Origin of the sequence: Acrocarpospora catenulata, assembly GCF_018476525.1 — a bacterium.
Taxonomy (GTDB): Bacteria; Actinomycetota; Actinomycetes; order Streptosporangiales; family Streptosporangiaceae; genus Acrocarpospora; species Acrocarpospora catenulata.
Genome location: NZ_JAHCST010000065.1, coordinates 37,125 through 52,546, shown reverse-complemented (window position 1 = coordinate 52,546; position 15,422 = coordinate 37,125). Strand labels below are relative to the sequence as shown.

General features: G+C 70.0%; 12 protein-coding genes. 2 read left to right on the top strand and 10 right to left on the bottom strand.

Going from position 1 to position 15,422, the window contains the following annotated elements:
- A partial coding sequence (locus KIP79_RS38850; protein WP_214110013.1) for an ATP-binding protein occupies positions 1–2,079 on the bottom strand: 2,079 nt, incomplete at its 3' end.
- Positions 2,076–2,765 carry a response regulator transcription factor gene (locus KIP79_RS38845; protein WP_214110012.1) on the bottom strand — a complete coding sequence of 230 codons (690 nt, stop codon included), beginning with the start codon at positions 2,763–2,765 and terminating at the stop codon, positions 2,076–2,078. The genes KIP79_RS38850 and KIP79_RS38845, both read right to left, overlap by 4 nt.
- A gap of 133 nt (positions 2,766–2,898) precedes the next feature.
- Here KIP79_RS38845 and KIP79_RS38840 point away from each other — a divergent pair, with 133 nt between their 5' ends.
- Positions 2,899–3,744, top strand: coding sequence for an arylamine N-acetyltransferase family protein (locus KIP79_RS38840; RefSeq protein ID WP_214110011.1), 846 nt, complete (start codon positions 2,899–2,901; stop codon positions 3,742–3,744).
- A 163-nt stretch (positions 3,745–3,907) separates the two neighbouring features.
- Here the strand turns inward: KIP79_RS38840 and KIP79_RS38835 are convergent, their stop codons facing one another.
- The 6 genes from KIP79_RS38835 to KIP79_RS38810 all read right to left on the bottom strand — a co-directional run bounded on the left by KIP79_RS38835 (position 3,908) and on the right by KIP79_RS38810 (position 10,615).
- Complete coding sequence (locus KIP79_RS38835) at positions 3,908–4,960, bottom strand: histone deacetylase family protein (RefSeq protein ID WP_214110010.1); 1,053 nt, start codon at positions 4,958–4,960, stop codon at positions 3,908–3,910.
- The gene (locus tag KIP79_RS38830; RefSeq protein ID WP_214110009.1) at positions 4,957–5,928 is read right to left on the bottom strand and encodes an ABC transporter ATP-binding protein; all 972 of its coding nucleotides are present in this window, start codon (positions 5,926–5,928) and stop codon (positions 4,957–4,959) included. Before KIP79_RS38830 ends, KIP79_RS38835 begins: the two co-directional genes overlap by 4 nt.
- Positions 5,925–6,905: an ABC transporter ATP-binding protein gene (locus KIP79_RS38825; RefSeq protein WP_214110008.1), complete on the bottom strand. Its 981-nt coding sequence runs from the start codon at positions 6,903–6,905 to the stop codon at positions 5,925–5,927. Before KIP79_RS38825 ends, KIP79_RS38830 begins: the two co-directional genes overlap by 4 nt.
- Entirely contained in the window at positions 6,902–7,690 is a 789-nt protein-coding gene (locus KIP79_RS38820; RefSeq protein WP_372453745.1) for an ABC transporter permease, read from the bottom strand. The genes KIP79_RS38825 and KIP79_RS38820 overlap by 4 nt, the downstream gene beginning before the upstream one ends.
- Before the next feature lie 95 nt (positions 7,691–7,785).
- Positions 7,786–8,745, bottom strand: a complete 960-nt coding sequence (locus tag KIP79_RS38815) for an ABC transporter permease (protein ID WP_214110006.1) — start codon at positions 8,743–8,745, stop codon at positions 7,786–7,788.
- 4 nt (positions 8,746–8,749) lie between these two features.
- The gene (locus KIP79_RS38810) at positions 8,750–10,615 is read right to left on the bottom strand and encodes an ABC transporter substrate-binding protein (protein WP_214110005.1); all 1,866 of its coding nucleotides are present in this window, start codon (positions 10,613–10,615) and stop codon (positions 8,750–8,752) included.
- A 71-nt stretch (positions 10,616–10,686) separates the two neighbouring features.
- On the opposite strand from KIP79_RS38810, the gene KIP79_RS38805 reads away from it, so the two are divergent.
- Positions 10,687–12,696: a S9 family peptidase gene (locus KIP79_RS38805; RefSeq protein WP_256447655.1), complete on the top strand. Its 2,010-nt coding sequence runs from the start codon at positions 10,687–10,689 to the stop codon at positions 12,694–12,696.
- Here KIP79_RS38805 and KIP79_RS38800 read toward each other — a convergent pair.
- The gene (locus KIP79_RS38800; RefSeq protein WP_214110003.1) at positions 12,653–14,293 is read right to left on the bottom strand and encodes a class I adenylate-forming enzyme family protein; all 1,641 of its coding nucleotides are present in this window, start codon (positions 14,291–14,293) and stop codon (positions 12,653–12,655) included. The genes KIP79_RS38805 and KIP79_RS38800 overlap by 44 nt on opposite strands.
- 106 nt (positions 14,294–14,399) lie before the next feature.
- Positions 14,400–15,353, bottom strand: coding sequence for a winged helix-turn-helix transcriptional regulator (locus KIP79_RS38795; protein WP_214110002.1), 954 nt, complete (start codon positions 15,351–15,353; stop codon positions 14,400–14,402).
- Between the last annotated feature and the right edge of the window lie 69 nt (positions 15,354–15,422).

Sequence of the window (15,422 nt, the reverse complement as noted above, 5' to 3'; positions counted from 1 at the left end):
GTACTTGTAGTTCTCGGTCACCTGGACGAGATTGTCGTCGAAGTCCTTCTCGTGCGGCCTTCGGTCAGACCCGGCTCCGCCGGGCAGGACGGCCCCCTCGCCTCCATGAGCGAGATCGCGGTTACCGTGAGACTCCCGTCCACTCAGCGTTGTTGACCTTCGGTCAGACCCGGCTCCGCCGGGCAAGGTGGCCTCCTCACCTACATGAGCGGGATCGTGTTTGCCGTGGGACTCCCGTCCACTCACCGTTGATGTCCTTCGGTCGGCCCCTGCTCCACCGAGCAGGGCAGCCTCCACGCCGGACAGGCCAACATCCACGCCAGGCAGGCCAGCCTCCGCGCGAAGCACGGCAGCATCCGGGCCCGGCAAGCCAGAGCCCGCACCAGACACCGCAGCATCCCGGCCCGGCAGGCCAGCCTCCGCACTAAACACAGCAGCATCCCCACCCGGCAGGCCAGCCTCCGCGCGAAGCACAGCAGCATCCCGGCCCGGCAAGCCAACCCCCGCACTAAACACCGCAGCATCCACGCCGGGCAGGCCAGCCTCCGCACTAGACACGGCAGCATCCCCACCGGACAGGTCAGCCCTCGCGCGAAGCACGGCAGCATCCCCACCCGGCAGAGCAGCCCCCGCACTAGACACAGCAGCATCCCGGCCCGGCAAGTCAGCCTCCGCACTAAACACGGCAGCATCCCCACCCGGCAGAGCAGCCCCCGCACGGGACTGGGCGGCTCCCGCACCCCTACGAGCGGGATCGTGGTCGACGTGGTTCTCTCCCCCGCCCACTCTTCTGTCTCCCCCAGCCGCCAGCTCCCACAGAGCGCGGCCTCGGCCACCCGCAAGCGGCCCATCGAGACCCGGCTGGAGCACCAGGGGCAGGTCACCGCCGAGCGGCTCCGATGATCCGAGAGATACGGCGGGTGTCATTACCGGTGACGCGGAGTCCTTGGCGGAACCGACGGTTTGGGGAGGCTCCGGGGCGAAGGGGACTTCGTTGGCTGGAGCGTGATCTAGTTCCTTGTCCCGAGGGGTGGAGGCCGGATGAGGGCGGGCAGGGGGGAGTTCGGTGGGCTTGTTGGAGAGGGGAGGGCGGGTGGGGAGTTGGACGAGGATTCGGCAGCCTTTGGGGTGGTCGGGGATGTGGATGGTGCCGTGGTGGAGTTCGACGATTTCTTTGGTGATGGCCAGGCCGAGGCCGGCGCCGCCGGCGTCGGTGGCGCGGGCGGTGTCCAGGCGGGAGAAGCGTTCGAAGACACGGGAGCGTTCGGCGGGAGGGATGCCGGGGCCGTCGTCGTCGACGGTGAGGTGGAGATGGGAGCCGACGGGTTGGGCGGAGAGGATGACTGAGCCGCCGGAGGGGCTGTGGCGGACCGCGTTGTCGAGGAGGTTGGCAAGAACCTGGGCGAGCAGAGCCTGATCGCCGGTGAGGTACAGGCCGGAAGGGACCCTGCTCAGGACAGTGACGGTGTCGCGGGCCAGACCGGCCTCGCGGACGGCTTGGTCGCAGAGGGAGCCGAGCTCGAAGGTCTCCGCCTCGATGGTCCTGGCCCCGGATTCAAGACGGGAGAGGTCGAGCAACTGGGCGACCAACCGCCCGAGACGCTGGGTCTGCGCCAGTGCAGTCCCCAGCGTCTCGGGATCGGGCGGGGACACCCCGTCCACCACGTTCTCCAGCACCGCCTGCAACCCCGTGATCGGCGTGCGGAGCTCGTGACTGACGTTGGCCACCAGTTCGCGGCGCTGCCGGTCGACCTCCCCAAGGTCGGCCGCCATCGCGTTGAACGCCCGGGCCAGCTCGCCCACCTCGTCCCGCGAGGTGGCCGAGACGCGCAGGCCGTACCGCCCTTTGGCGATGGTCTGCGCGGCGGCGGCCATCTCGCGGAGCGGTTTGGTCATTCCCCAGGCCAGGATCTGCACCATGATCACCGCAAGGACGACGGCGATCGCGACGCGCAGGTTGCCGGGCAGGTCGAGCCCCCGCCCGACCTCGTTGACCCCGAACGCGGTGATGACCGCGAGCACGATCACCAGCCCCAGCTTGACCTTGATCCGGCCCAGGAAGTCGAGCGGCCTTCTCATGACCTGACCAGCGCGTACCCGACGCCGTGCACGGTCCGCACCACCTCGGGCCCGAGCTTGCGGCGCAGCGCCCGCACGTGGCTGTCCACCGTGCGGGTGGCCGCCGCCTCGGAGAACCCCCAGATGTCGCTGAGCAGGCGTTCCCGTTCGAACACCTGCCCCGGGCGTTCGGCCAGCCGCCGGAGCAGGTCGAACTCGGTCCGGGTGAGCTGTGCCTCGACGCCGCCGACGAACACCCGCCGCTCGGCGGTGTTGATCTCGACCGCGCCCACCCGGATCACCGTGTCCTCGTGCGCCAGCTGGCTGGCCCGCTCCACCCGCCGGAGCAGCGCGTGGATGCGGGCCACCAGCTCCCGCATGCTGAACGGCTTGGTGATGTAGTCGTCCGCGCCGACGCCCAGCCCGACCAGCACGTCGGTCTCCTCGCCGAGCGCGGTGAGCATCAGCACCGGGACCGGCCGGGCCGCCTGCATCCTCCGGCACACCTCCAGGCCGTCCACCCCGGGCAGTAGCCGGTCCAGCACCACCAGGTCGGGTTCGGCCTTCGCATAGGCCGCGAGCGCACCCTCGCCATCGCTCGCGACTCTTACGTCGAAGCCCTCCGCGACCAGCCGGGTACGGACCGCGCTTGCGATGGTGCCGTCGTCTTCGACCACGAGAATCCGTCGCTGCTGGGGAGATGCCATGTCGGCAGCGTAAAGGCATGACGTGCAGAGCACTTACCGCTCGTTGTGCAGAAATCGTGCATCCTGACACCGATGGCTCCGGCCGGTGTGGGCGGGCCACGGGAATGTCGGTGGCGCGGGTTAGCGTGTCCCTGTGATCGATGTCGCGGGATACCTTCGGCGGTTGCGGCTCCGGGCGCCCGGGCCGCCCAGCGTGGCCGGGCTGTTCGCGTTGCAGCGGGCCCATGTCGAGCGGGTGCCCTACGGCAACCTGGAGATCTGGCTCGGGCGGCCTACCGGCCTCGACCCGGCGGAGTCGGTCGCGCGTATCGTGGGCGGGCGCGGAGGCTACTGCTTCCACCTCAACGGCGCGCTCTGGGCCCTGTTGTCCGCGCTCGGCTACCAGGTCACCCGCCACTACGGCTCGGTGCAGGGCAGCACGGAGGGCCAGGCCGGCGCCATCGGCAACCACCTGGTGCTGACCGTCTCCGGCCTGCCCACCCCCGACAACCCCGGCGGCGGCTGGCTGGTCGACGCGGGCCTCGGCGACGCCATCCACGACCCGATCCCCCTGATCGAGGGCTCCTACCACCAGGGCCCGTTCGTGTACGGCTTACGCCCCTCCACCGTGGAACCCGGCGGCTGGCGCTTCGACCACGACCCCCGGGGCAGCTTCGCCGGCATGGACCTGCGGCCCGGCGCGGTCGGCATGGACGTCTTCGCCGACATGCACGTCCACCTGACCGCGTCCCCCGACTCCTCCTTCGTCCGCACCTTCGTGGTCCAGCGCCGCGACGCCGGCGGTGTGGACCTGCTCACCGGCCTCGCCTTACGCCGCATGGGCGCCACCACGACCAGCACGGTGCTCGACCGCGAGCAGGACTACTTCGCCGCGATGGCCGACCTGTTCGGCCTCACCCTGACCCCGGACGAACGCGCCCTCCTCTGGCCCCGCCTGTGCCAGGCCCACGAACAGTGGCTGGCCGCGAAGACGCCTTAGTGCATCCAGCGAAGAATGATGAGATCACAACTCCTCGCCGTTAACGCAGGCGAAAAGGTTCTCGCCGCACCGGCGCCCAAGCGGCTGGCCATTCCGAACGATGCACCAAACCCCACCGCGCTCTTCGTCGAAGAGCACGACGTCGGGAACCGTGTCCCCCCTGTCACAGCCCGACCAGGCCTCGCAGGGTGGTGGTCACCAGTCCGCCGAGGGTCGGCAGGTGGTAGCCGCCCTCCTGCACCGCCACGGTGGGCAGGTCGAGGGTGGCGATGATGGCCCCGGTCTGGTGGTAGCCGGATGAGGTGACGTGTAGCGGGCTCTCCGGGTCGTCTGCGGCGGCGTCCACGCCCAGGGAGACGACCAGGGCCTCCGCGCCGAAGGAGGCGATCGCGTCACGAAGCCGGGTGACGCCGGTCAGCCAGGCGTCGTCGCCGGATTTGGGGGCGAGGGGGATGTTGCGGGTGGTGCCCCGGCCGAAGCCTTCGCCGTTCTCCTCGGCGAAGCCGAGGTAGTGGGGGAACCATCCGGCTCCCGGGTCGATGTGCACTGAGCCGTAGAAGACGTCCGGCCGCTCCCAGAAGATCGCCTGGGTGCCGTTCCCGTGGTGGGCGTCCACGTCGATGACGGCCACTCGGAAGTACCCGTGGTCCCGGAGCGCCTCGGCGGCGATGGCCGCGTTGTTCAGGTAGCAGGAGCCGCCGTACCCGGCGGGGGTGGCGTGGTGGCCGGGCGGCCGGCAGAGCGCGTAGGCCGTTCGCTCCCCACCGGCGACCAGGTCGGCGGCGGTGAGCGCGGCGTCCACGGCGGCCCTGGCCGCCCGCCAGGTGCCAGGACCGACAAGCGTCATGGTGTCGTAGCAGTACAGCCCGGCCCGCCCGTGCACGGCGAAGGGCCGCCGGGCGGGCATCCCGGCGAGCATGGCCCCGGTCGGGAACACGTACGGCACCACCCGGTCCTGCCCGTGGTCCTTCGGGTAGCCGGCCCGCTCCCACTCCGCCCAGACCTCCCGCAGGTGGTCCACCAGCCCGGGTTCGTGCACCGCCAGCAGCACCCGGTCGTCATGGGGCACCGCCTCCACCAGCCGGGACCCGTGCAGCGCCTCCTTGATCACGTTGACCCGATCGGCCACCTCGGTGCCCGGCGTGCGCAGACCGATCCAGATCTCGGCCTCCGGCGCGTGCGCCAGGGTCTCCGGCGACCAGACCGACGTGATCAAAGGTTCCCTCCAGCGGATGACGCGAGCACGCAGGCGGCCTGATGGCCGGGTTCGGCGGGCAGCACGGGCTGGTCCTCCCGCTCGCAGCGGGAGGCCAGCTCCTGCGGCAACCCGGCCGCGTACGCCGGGCAGCGCGGCCGGAACCGGCAGCCGGCGGGGATGCGCGAGGGGTCGGGTGCCTCCCCCACCAGCACGATCGGCGCCTGCCTGGCCACCTCGGGCACCACCGAGAGCAGCGCCTTGGTGTACGGATGCCGGGGCGCCATCAGCACCTCGCCGGTGGGCCCGGACTCCACGATGCGCCCCAGATACATGACCGCCACCCGGTCGGCGATGTTCCAGGCAAGCCCGAGGTCGTGGGTGACCACCAGCACCGAGAGCCCCAGCTCGTCGCGGAGCCGGAGCAGCAGGGCCAGGATCTCGCCGCGTACCGAGGCGTCCAGGGAGGAGACCGGCTCGTCGGCCACCAGCACGTCGGGTTCCAGCACCAGGGCCCCCGCGATCACCACCCGCTGCCGCTGCCCGCCCGAGAGTTCATGCGGATATTTCAGGAAAAATCGTTCGGGTGGCCGGAGCCCGGCCTTGGCCAGTGCCGCCGCCACCAGCGCCTGCTCGTCCCCCGCGACCCCGTGGATGCGCAGCCCTTCGGCCACCGCCTCGTACACGGTGTGCCGGGGATTCAACGACCCGCTCGGGTCCTGGAGCACCAGCTGCACGTGCCGCCGGAACTCCTTCAGCGGCCCGCGCGCGTACGCCAAGGGCCGCCCGCCGTACTCGACGGTCCCGGCGGCGGGCCTGACCAGCCCGAGCAGGCTCCGGGCCAGCGTGGTCTTGCCACACCCGGACTCCCCGACCAGCGCCACGATCTCCCCGGCCCCGACCGCGAGGTCCACCCCGTCCACGGCCCGCGCCGCCCCGAACCGCACGGCCACCCCGCGCGCCGCCAACGCCACACCGGCAGAAGTCACCGCACACCTCGCAGGTCAAGACCGGCTTCCTCGGCCCGCAGGCAGGCGGCGGCACGGTTCCCACCCAGCTCCACCAGCCCGACCTCGGTGCCGGAACACCGCTCCACTGCCACCGGACACCGCGGATGGAACTCACACCCGCCCGGCAGATCACCAGGAAACGGCGGATCCCCCGGCAACCCCCGCGGCGCGTACCGGAACCGCTCGTCCCCCACCCGGGGAAATGCTCCGGCCAGCGCCGCGCTGTAGGGATGCCGGGAGTCGTCGAACACCGCCGCGGCGGCCCCCTGCTCCACGACCCGTCCCGCGTACATGACGGCCACCCGGTCGCAGGTGGTGCCCAGCACCGACAGGTCGTGCGAGATCAGCACCAGCGCGAGACCGAGATCCCGGACCAGCCCGCCGAGCAGTTCGAGCACCTGGGCCTGGACCATCACGTCCAGCGCGGTGGTGGGCTCGTCGGCGATCACCAGCCGGGGCCGGCAGGCCAGCGCCAGCGCGATCATCACCCGCTGCCGCTGCCCGCCGGAGAGCTGGTGCGGGTAGTCCCCCGCCCGCCTGGCCGGCAGCCCGACCTGCTCCAGCAGTTCGCCCGCGCGCCGGTCGGCCGCCCGCCGGGTGGTGGCGGGCTCGTGCAGCAGGATCGGCTCCGCGATCTGGCGCCCGATGGTGTGCACCGCGTTGAGCGAGTGCAGCGCGCCCTGGAAGACGATGGACGCCTCGGCCCAGCGGATGGCCCGCAACCGGCCGAACGACATGCCGTACACGTCCTCGCCGTCCAGCAGCACCCGCCCGGTGACCTTGGCCGAGCGGGGCAGCAGCCGGAGTACCGCGTTGCTGATGGTGCTCTTGCCGCATCCGGACTCCCCCGCGATGCCGAGCACCTCGCCGGGGGCCACCGTCAGCGAGACCCCGCGCACGGCCGGCACGTCTCCTGCGTAGGTGACGCGCAGGTCGTCCAGCTCCAGGAGACTCATCGCTCCTCCTTCAGGCGCGGGTTGAGCACGACCTCCAGCGCCCGGCCGACCAGCGTGAACGCCAGCACCACCAGCACCACGCAGATGCCGGGCGGCAGCACGTACCACCATTCGCCGTTGCTCATCGCCCCGGTGCCGTACGCGCTGTCCAGGATCTTGCCCCAGGACGGCCGGGTGGGGTCGCCGAGGCCGAGGAAGGACAGCGTGGTCTCGGACAGGATGGCGATCGACACGGTCAGCACCACGTGCGCCAGCACCAGCGGCATCACGTTGGGCAGCACGTGCCGGGTCATCTGGTGCCAGGACCCGGCCCCCAGCGCCTTGGCCCGCTCCATGTACGGCCGGGACCGCACGGTCAGCGTCTGCGCGCAGACCAGCCGGGCGGTGCCGGGCCAGGAGGTCACCCCGATCACGATGATGATGTTGACCAGCGACGGGCCGAGCACGCTGGCCATCACGATCGCCAGCGGCAGGAACGGGATCACCAGGAACCAGTCGGTGAACCCCATCAGCAACGATCTGGCCCAGCCCCCGTAGAACCCGGCCATGATGCCGATGACGGTGCCGATCACGATGGCGATCGCGGTGGCGGCCAGGCCGACCACGAGCGAGACCCGGGTGCCGTGGATGAGCAGGGTCAGGATGGAGATCCCGTTGCCGTCGGTGCCCAGCCAGTAGTCGGCGGAGGGCGGGGCGTGGCTTTTGGCGGTGGCCTTGGCCACGTTGAGGCCCTCCGGGTCGGCCAGCAGCGACGCGAAGATCGCCACCAGCGCGAAGCAGGCCAGGATGGCCAGCCCGGCGAGCGCGCTGTGGTGGGCGCGGAAGTCCCCCCAGAAACGCAGCAGGGTGTTGCGGCGGCGGGTCCAGGCAAGCGAGCTGGTCACTGGCTGCTCACTCTCGGGTCCAGGACCGCGTAGAGCAGGTCGGCCAGCAGGGTGAAGACCACCACTCCGATGGAGAACAGCAGGAAGGTGGCCTGGAGGAGGGGGATGTCCGGGCCGCGTAGCGCCTCGTAGGAGAGCAGGCCGAGCCCGGGCCAGGAGAAGACGGTCTCGATGGTGATGGCTCCGCCGATCACGAAGCCAAAGTTGAGGAAGATCAGCGTCATGGTGGGCAGCAGCGCGTTGGGCACCGCGTGCCGCCGCCGGACCAGGTCCTCGCGGAGGCCCTTGGCGCGGGCCAGTTGCAGGTAGTCCTGGCGGAGCTCGTCCACCAGGGAGGCCCGCATGATCGAGGTGTACTCGGCCAGGTAGACGATGGCCAGCGCGGTCACCGGCAGCACCATGTGCCAGGCGGTGTCCAGGAAGACGTCGGGGAAACCCGAGACGCCCGGGGTGTTGATGTTGCCGCTGGGGAACATCGGCAACGCGATGATCAGCACCATGCCGACCCAGAACTCCGGCATCGCGTACAGCGTGTTGGTGGCGCCCGTGGTCCACCGGTCGAAGGTGCCGCCGCGCCGCCACCCGCTCCGGATGCCCAGCCAGATCCCCGCCACCGAGGCGATCAGGATCGCGGTGCCGACCAGCAGCACGGTCGGCCAGACCCGCTCCGCGACCAGCTCCCAGACCGGCCGGTTGAACCGGGTCGAGTTGATGGTGCTGGCGAACGGGTTGCTCAGGTACTCCAGGAACTGGGTGCCGATCGGCCGGTTGAGCTCGGCCCGCAGCTTGATCAGCTGCTCGGACGGCGTGTTCCTGCCCCGGGTGTACATCTTGATCGGGTCGCCGGGCAGCAGCCGGAACAGGAAGAAGTTGAAGACCAGCACGAACAGCAGGGTGCCGAGCGACCAGGTGACCTTCCTGACCACATAGCCGCGCGTGCCGGTCAGCAACGCCATCCGGCTACTCCCGTTCGTCCGCGCCGGCCGCGCGCCGCCGCCGGGCCACCAGCAGCACGGCCACCACCGCGACGACGGCCCCGCCGCCGACCGCGGCGACCAGCGACCCGCTCATCCCTGAGCCGGTGTCGGCGGCGGCGCCGCTCCCCGGCGACGCGGCGGAGACCGGCTTGATGGCGAGGTAGGAGTGCACGCCGTACTGGAACAGGATCGAGCCGTCCGGGTCGGGCTGCGGCACGAAGCCGGTCCACCGGTCGCTGCGGTAGGCGACCATGTCGTCGTAGTAGTAGGTGATCGCGTAGGCGGCGTCGTCGTAGACCAGCTGCTGCATGCGCTTGGCCAGTTCGGCCCGCTTGGCCGGGTCGGTCTCGCCCGACTGCTGGTCGTAGAGCTGGTCGTACTCGGGGTTGCAGTAGAAGGAGTCGGACAGGTCGGCGTAGATGGCGTCGCCGTCCTTGTAGCTGCGCTTGCCGCAGGTGAAGGTGGACATCTGGTAGTCGGGGTCGGGCTCGACCACCCAACCCCACTCGAACATGTCGAAGTCGCCCTGGCCGATGATCTCGGTGAGCGCGTCCTCCGACATCACCTTGACGGTGACGTCGATGCCGATGTCCTTCAGCCAGCTCTTCACGAACTCGCCGGTGGCCTGGGACTCCGCGCCGTCCCGGACGAAGAGCCGGAGCGCGAGCTTCTTGCCGTCCTTGGCGCGGATCCCGTCGGACCCCTTGGCGTAGCCGGCGGCGTCCAGGAGCTGGTTGGCCTTGGCCGGGTCGTAGGTCTGCTTGACCGAGGGGTCGAGGTGGAGCGCCGGGTACATCGACGGGATGAAGGTGTCGCCGGGTGCGCCGTTGCCGTTCAGCACCCGGGCCACCAGGGTCTCCCGGTCGATGGCGTACGAGATGGCCAGCCTGACCTGCTTGTCCTTGAGGGCGGGGTGGCCGTCGCCGATCGGGGTGCCGTCGGCGAGGGCGGCTCCGTTGTTGAAGGCGATCTCGTTGAAGCCCGGGTACTTGGAGCTTCTGGTGGTGATGCCCGGCTTGTTCTTCAGTGACTCGAAGACGTTGCTCTGCAGGTCGTAGGCGAAGTCGATCTCGCCGCGGAGCAGCGCCTGGGCCATCGCGTCGGCGTTGAGGAAGACCCGCATGACCACTTCGTCCATCGCGGGGGCGCCGCCCCAGTACTGCTTGTTCGCCTCGAACCGGAGGAACTGCCCCTTACGCCGCTCGACCAGCCGGAACGGCCCCGACCCGACGATCGGCTTCCCGTCCTCGGGCTCGTTGGCGTACGACTTGACCTTGGTGCCGTCGATGTCCTTCCAGACGTGCTCGGGCAGGATCGGCACGGCCAGCCGTTCCATGATCGGCGTCGGCTTCTTGACGTGCAGCACCAGCGTGGTGTCGTCGGTGGCCTCGGCCCGCTCGATGTTGGCGACGTAGTTGCCGTAGTTGGTCTGCTCGAAGTCGCCGTCGATGATCCGGTTGAAGGTGTACGCGGCGTCCCGCGCGGTCAGCGGCGTCCCGTCCGACCAGGTCACCCCGGAGCGGATCTTGTAGGTCCAGCTCTTCTTGTCCGGCGCCTCCTGGTAGGACTCCGCCAGGCTGGGCTGCGGCGACACGTCCTTCGGGCTGGAGGTGACCAGGTAGTCGTACATCAGCGCATACGCCTCGTACGCCTCCACCACGATGCCCGTGAACGGGTTGGTGGAGTCCACGTCGGAGAGGATCCCGATGGTGAAGGTCACCTTGTCCTGGGAACTCTGGGCCTGGGAGGGGGACGGATCCGGCGTTCGCGCGAGGGCGCCCGCCGCCGGGGCCGACAGCAGGCCCGCGGCGAGTGCGACGGTCAGGGCTCTCTTGACGAGGGGGTGCATATCGTCCTCCGAGGGCGGGAGTCGCTCCCAGGTATTGACCGGCCAATCAGCCGCTTGGGTACTGTCCTGCCATGACACAGCCCCCCATTACGCCACGTATACCGATGACGCACAGGTTGCACGGGATTGAGCGGATCGACGACTACGACTGGTTGCGTGATCCGGCGGCGGCCCGGGAGACCCTTGTCGCGGAGCGGCGGCACTATGCGGCGGAGACCGCCCATATGGCCCCCTTTCGCCGGGTTCTGGCGGCCAAAATGGCTGGACGGACGCCCGAGACTGAGTCTTCAGTCAGTTGGCGTCATGGGGCTTTTGTCTACTACACCCAGATTGAAGCCGGAAGGGAGTTCGGCGAATTCTGTCGAAAGCGTGATGCTTCTGACGGTGGTTCCGTGCTGCTCAATCTCGACGAGCTGGCCGACGGGGGTTTTGTCGAGCTCGGCGTACGGGAGGTGAGCCCGTGCGGGCGTTATCTGGCATATTCGGTGGACACCACCGGGGACGAGGTCTACGAACTCCGCTTCCGCGACCTGGAGACCGGAAACGACCTGCCCGACCGGGTACCGGGCACGTACTACACGGGCGCCTGGTCAGCGGATTCGTCCTCTTTCTTCTATACCGTGGTGGACGCCTGCTACCGGCCGTATGAGGTACGGCGGCATGTTCTGGGGGAAACGTCCGGCACAGTGCTGACCGAGCCCGACCGGCGGTTCGAGCTCACCGTCGCCGCCACCCGGTCGGGCGCGTACGTGACGATCACCTCGGCCAACCGGGACACCACCGAGGTCTGGCTGATCCCCGCCGACGACCCGGGCCGCCCGCCGGTCTCGGTCGCGGGACGCCGCCCGCGGGTGGAGTACCGGGTGGACCACGACGCCGGGCGGGACCGCCTGATCATCGTCACCGACGATGGTTTCCCGGAGTTCAAGGTGGTGCACGCGCCGGTCACCGGCGGGCCCTGGCAGGACCTGCTGCCCGCCGATCCCACCGAGCGCATCCACCGAGCCGACTGTTTCGCCGGATATATCGTGCTAAGTCTTCGCCGGGGCGGGGAGCCGCTGCTCCGCGTGATCCCCCTGGACGGCGGCGAGCCCTGGGAGATCCACCCGGAGACCACGGCCGGCCGGATCGAACTCGTGCACAACCACGACTACGCGGCCGCGAGCGTGCTCATCGAGACCGGCTCCTACACCGAGCCCACCCGCTGGGAAGAGGTCATGCTGGCCACCCGGGAGCGTACGACGGTCAAAACCGCGGAAACCCCCGGCTACGACCCCGCCGAGTACGTCAGCGAACGCCACTGGGCCCCGGCCGTCGACGGCGCGCTCATCCCCGTCACCGTCGTCCGCCGCCGCGACGTCCCGCTCGACGGCACGGCCCCCTGCCTGCTCTACGGCTACGGCGCGTACGAGGCCGTCTTCGAACCCACCTGGGAAGCGGCACTCTCCGTCCTGCTGGACGAAAAGGTGATCTTCGCCCACGCGCACATCCGGGGCGGCGGCGAACTTGGCCGCGCCTGGTGGCAGGCCGGCCGGCTGGCCCGCAAGCCCGCCACCTTCACCGACCACCTGGCCGTCGCGGCCTGGCTGGACGAGCGCGCCTCCGCCGTCGCCACCCGCGGCCTGTCGGCCGGCGGCCTGCTCCAGGCCGCCGTGTACGGCAGACGCCGCTGGTCGGCCGTGGTCGCCGAGGTCCCGTTCGTGGACGTGGTGACCACTATGCTGGACGATTCGATCCCGCTCACCGTCAACGAGTGGGAGGAATGGGGCGACCCCCGCGAACCCGACGAATTCGCCTGGATGCTCGCCTACTCCCCCTACGACAACATCCCCATAAATCACGACTCATCGCCGCTGCTGGTGACGGGGGCGGTGAACGATCCCCGGGTGCTCGTCCACGAACCCGCCAAATGGGTCGCCAAACTCCGCGCGTACGGCGCGAAAGACGTGCTCTTCCGCGTCGAGGTGGACGACGGCGGCCACACGGGCCCGAGTGGCCGCTACGCCCACCTCGACTACGAAGCCGAGATCTACGCGTTCATCCTGAGCTCGTTCCCAGGCTCTCCCGCAGCTCCCGCTTGAGGATCTTGCCGACCGCGTTCCGCGGCAGCGCCTCCACGACCTGGAGCCGCTCGGGCAGCTTGTAGGAGGCGATCCCGGCCGCCCGCAGGAAGTCCACCACCGACTCCAGCGTGATCTCCGCGTCCGGCTTGAGCACCACCATCGCGCAGACCCGCTCCCCGTACACCTCGTCCGGGTATCCGACGACCGCCGACTCGGCCACCGCCGGATGCCCGGCGAGCAGCGCCTCCAGCTCGGCCGGGGCGATGTTCATGCCGCCCCGGATGACCAGGTCCTTCGTGCGGTCCACATAGCGCAGGTACCGGTCGCCGACCGGCTCGAAGACGTCCCCGGTGATCAGATAACCGTCATCGTCGAAGGGATCGGCCTCCGCCGTACCGGCCAGGTAGCCGGCGAACACGGTCGGCCCGGACAGGCGCAGCTCGCCCGGCACACCCTCCGCCGTCGCCTCCGAGCCGTCCGAGGCCACCAGCTTGACCTTGGTGCCGCCGAGGGCGCCCGGCCAGGTGGTGCCGGGGGCGTCGGGGCGGGGGAAGAACCGGGCGCGGTCGTCCGGGTTGGGCATGGTCTCCGGGTCGGACAGCAGCGCGATGCCCTCGTTGGAGCCGAAGAAGTTGATGATCGCGATGCCGTGCTTCTCCTGCCAGCCGCGCACCATGGGCGGCGGCAGCGGCGCGGAGCCCGAACCGATCCTGGTCAGCGAGGAGATGTCGAACTGGGCCAGCACCTCCGGCTTGTGCAGCAACAGGGTGAGCAGCGCGGGCGGGGCCAGCGTGTACGTCACCCGCTCGGCGGCGATCTGGGTGAGGTAGACCGGCAGCTCGAAGGGGTGGTGCTGGACCAACGTGCACCCGGTGCGCAGCCAGGGCAGGAAGACCCCGCCGATGCCGGCCATGTTGACCATCGGGAACGGGTTGAGCACCACGTCGTCCGCCGTCAGCGCGGCCGCCTCGGCGCAGGTCCAGGCCACCGCCAGCCAGTCGTAGTGGCAACGCGGCACGCCCTTGGGGGTGGCCTCGGTGCCGGAGGTCCAGCAGATCGTCACGCAGTCGTTGGGGTCGCGCTCGAAGCTCTTCAGGTGCGCGTCCAGCGCCGCGGGGTCGGGGGTGGCGGTCTCCAGCTCCTCGCCCCAGGCCAGGACCGCGCGCAGCGAGGGCACCACCAGCTCGCGGACGCCCTGGGCCCGGTCGGCGGCGGTGACGAAGACGCCGACGTTGGCCAACACCCCTAACTGGGTCAGCTCGTACTGCCGGTACTGCACGGGGAAGGGGGTCACGATGGCGCCCACCCGCACCCCGGCCAGCAGGGTGACGGCCAGTTCGACGCTGTTGGGCAGTTGCACCGCCACCACGTCGTCCACGCCGACCCCGTTGGCCAGCAGCACCCCGGCCACCCTGTCCACCTCGGCGTCCAGCTCGGCCCAGGTCAGGCGCTTGGCGACGCCACCCATCAGGGCGGGTTTGTTGGGTGGGTCCACCACCGCGAGCGCGTCGGGCCGCTCTACGGCCCGGGTGCGTAACAGCTGGTCAATCGTGTCGGCGGTCCACCAGCCGGCGCTGGTGTAGCGCTCCACATGGTCTTTCGGGTGCAGCTTCATCGCGACTCCCGGGCTCGATTTTCCGCGACCTTACGAAAGACGCCGCCGACCGGTCAATGATTCGAGCGATTTAACGGATATGTCGGGATGGCTGTGCAGATGGGGGTCAGATATCCAACTCGAAATGCACTTCGCGCCGCTGGAGCACCTCGCCGCAGGGGGTGCAGCGCAGCACCGGAGCCAGCCCCGAGCCGCAGGAACGGTGGGTGATGGTCAGCTCCGAACCCGCCGGAGCCGGGAGCTCCCGCTGCGCCCAGGACACCAGGAACGCGAAGACCTCGAAGAACGCCAGGCCCCGCTCGGTGAGCCGGTAGTCGCCCGCGCTGAAGGAGAACACCTCCGAGTCCACGAAGCGGCGCAGCCGGTCGGTCAGCACCGAGGGCGCGATGCCCAGTTCGGCGTGGAAGTCGCCGAACCGGCGGGAGCCCAGGAAGGCGGCGGCCAGCACGCTGGTGCTCCACCGGTCGCCGAGGATCTCCATCGAGTGGTGGCAGTAGCCGACGTAGTCGGTCCGGGTCGGCACCGTCCTGCGGTGCTGCCTGGGCAGCCCGACGCTGGCGAAGGTGGCCAGCGGCCCGCGCACCGTACGGGTCTCCCGGGCGCTCATCGGCTCCAGGCAGACCCCGCAGGCCAGGTACGCCCGGGCCTCCTGGCCACAGCCGTTGTGGATCAGCTGAGGCAGGTCGGTCCGGTCGGTCCAGTCGCGTTCCCAGGAGTAGATGGCGACCAGCAGCGACCAGAGGTCCAGGCCCCGGTCGGTCAGCCGGTACTCGTACCGGGTGCGGCCGTTGCGGTAGGCGGCGAGGCTGAAGACGCCGTGCGCGACCAGTTCCTTCAGCCGGGAGGAGAGCACCGATTCGGAGATCTTCAGCTCGTCCCGCCAGCCGGCGAAGGTGCGCACGTGCAGCAGGAAGGCGCGTTGCAGAATGAGCAGCACCCACCGGTCGCCGAGAATGGCCAGGGCCTGGCCAATCGCGCTGAGTTCTACGGGTTTGTCGGGGATACCGGTGTCGGGGTCGCCCGTCTCGGAATGACCGAGCGAGGGCACTGCGGTGGTCATTAGTGCGTACTTTCCCGCCACTGCGGACTACAGATCGAAAAACTCTACCTTAAGGGTCACATTGACTAC

Excerpts from the sequence above, each read along its gene's own strand:
- KIP79_RS38805 (WP_256447655.1), top strand. The coding sequence starts at position 10,687 with ATGACACAGCCCCCCATTACGCCACGTATACCGATGACGCACAGGTTG.
- KIP79_RS38815 (WP_214110006.1), bottom strand. The coding sequence starts at position 8,745 with ATGGCGTTGCTGACCGGCACGCGCGGCTATGTGGTCAGGAAGGTCACC.
- KIP79_RS38845 (WP_214110012.1), bottom strand. The coding sequence starts at position 2,765 with ATGGCATCTCCCCAGCAGCGACGGATTCTCGTGGTCGAAGACGACGGC.
- KIP79_RS38810 (WP_214110005.1), bottom strand. The coding sequence starts at position 10,615 with ATGCACCCCCTCGTCAAGAGAGCCCTGACCGTCGCACTCGCCGCGGGC.
- KIP79_RS38795 (WP_214110002.1), bottom strand. The coding sequence starts at position 15,353 with ATGACCACCGCAGTGCCCTCGCTCGGTCATTCCGAGACGGGCGACCCC.
- KIP79_RS38825 (WP_214110008.1), bottom strand. The coding sequence starts at position 6,905 with ATGAGTCTCCTGGAGCTGGACGACCTGCGCGTCACCTACGCAGGAGAC.
- KIP79_RS38800 (WP_214110003.1), bottom strand. The coding sequence starts at position 14,293 with ATGAAGCTGCACCCGAAAGACCATGTGGAGCGCTACACCAGCGCCGGC.